Origin of the sequence: Mesorhizobium sp. WSM3866, assembly GCF_002294795.1 — a bacterium.
Lineage (GTDB): Bacteria > Pseudomonadota > Alphaproteobacteria > Rhizobiales > Rhizobiaceae > Mesorhizobium.
Map to the genome: position 1 here is coordinate 1 of NZ_NSGC01000049.1, position 1,681 is coordinate 1,681.

The 1,681-nt window shown below is 62.3% G+C and carries 2 protein-coding genes; both read left to right on the forward strand.

The features are described 5' to 3' along the window. Positions 1–885: amidohydrolase (locus tag CK222_RS31345; RefSeq protein WP_245433421.1), on the forward strand; the 885-nt coding region annotated here is incomplete at its 5' end. Between the two features lie 40 nt (positions 886–925). Continuing rightward, positions 926–1,678: an SDR family NAD(P)-dependent oxidoreductase gene (locus tag CK222_RS31350; RefSeq protein WP_067320302.1), complete on the forward strand. Its 753-nt coding sequence runs from the start codon at positions 926–928 to the stop codon at positions 1,676–1,678. Positions 1,679–1,681 lie beyond the last annotated feature (3 nt).

Here is a 1,681-nt window from a genome sequence, read left to right on the forward strand (position 1 = left end):
CTGCCTTTCATCGATCCGCATCATCACCTTTGGGATCTGGAGACCCACTACTATCCGTGGCTGACCGACGGGGTTAAGCCGGCGGCCTTCGGCGACTATGAGGCGATCCGCAAGAGCTATCTGATCGACGACTATCTGGAGGACGCCAGGAACCAGAACCTGGTGAAGTCGGTGCATCTGGACGTCGGGTTCAATCCCGCCGATCCGGTCGGCGAGACGCACTGGCTGCAAAGTATCGCGGACAAGCGGGGCTTTCCCCATGGCATCGTCGGCTATGCCGACCTGTCCAAGCCTGATGTCGGCGACCTTCTCGACCGACACATGGAATATCCGAACTTCCGCGGCATCCGGCAGTCAATGAATTATCACGCCGATCCCGCTAAGACCTATCTGGCGCGACCGGAGGTCAGCCGGACACCCGAATGGCGGCGCGGATTCCGCGAGCTGTCGAAGCGCGGGCTTAGTTTCGACCTGCAGCTCTACTATCCGCAGATGGGTGAGTTCCTCGATCTCGCCCGCGATTTTCCCGACGTGCAGATCATCCTCAATCACACCGGCATGCAGGTCGACGGACCCGAGCATTTCGACGCCTGGAAAAAGGGCATGCGCCGGTTGTCGCAAGCGCCGAACGTCGCCTGCAAGATCTCGGGTCTCGGCATGGGCGACTGGACATGGACCACGGCGTCGATCCGTCGCTATGTCGAGGAGGCGATCGCCGTATTCGGCATCGAGCGCTCGATGTTTGCGACGAACTTCCCGGTCGACAAGCTGTTCTCGAGCTTCGACGCCATCGTGAACGCCTTCAAGGAGATCACGCGACATTATCCGCAGGAAGAGCGTCTTGCGTTGTTTCATGACAACGCCGCCCGGTTCTACCGGCTCTAGATCACCCGCCAAGAGAATGGAAATAGCAGGAGAGTTCAACATGCTGCTGAAAGGCAAGGCCGTGGTCATTTCGGGCGCCGCGAGCCCGCGCGGGATAGGCCGCTCCACGGCAACGCTGATGGCCGAGCATGGGGCGCGCGTCGCGATCCTTGACCTCGATGAGGGGCAAGCGCGTGACGCCGCGGCTTCGCTCGGAGGCGACCATATCGGCCTTGCCTGCAACGTCGCCGACCGCGAAGCTTGCAGGAGGGCGGCCGCGCAAGTCACCGAGGCCTTGGGCAAAATCGATGTGCTTTGCAACAATGCCGGCATCACGCAGCCGGTCAAGACACTGGACATCAGCCCGGCCGACTGGGACCGCATCCTCGACGTCAATCTGCGCGGTGTTCTTTATCTCAGCCAGGCCTTCATTCCTCATATGCGCGAAAATGGCGGCGGCTCGATCATCTGCATGTCGTCGGTTTCCGCGCAACGCGGCGGCGGCATCTTCGGCGGCCCGCATTACTCCGCCGCCAAGGCGGGCGTGCTCGGCCTTGCAAAGGCGATGGCGCGCGAATTTGGGCCCGATCGCATCCGCGTCAACTGCGTCACGCCCGGCCTGATCCAGACCGACATCACCGGCGACAAGCTGACCGACGCCATGCGCGCCGATATCATCAAGGGAATTCCGCTCAGCCGCCTCGGCGAGGCACGCGACGTCGCCGGCGCCTATCTCTTCCTCGCCTCGGACCTTGCCGGCTACATCACCGGAGCCGTGATCGACGTCAATGGCGGGATGCTGATCCATGGCTGACGG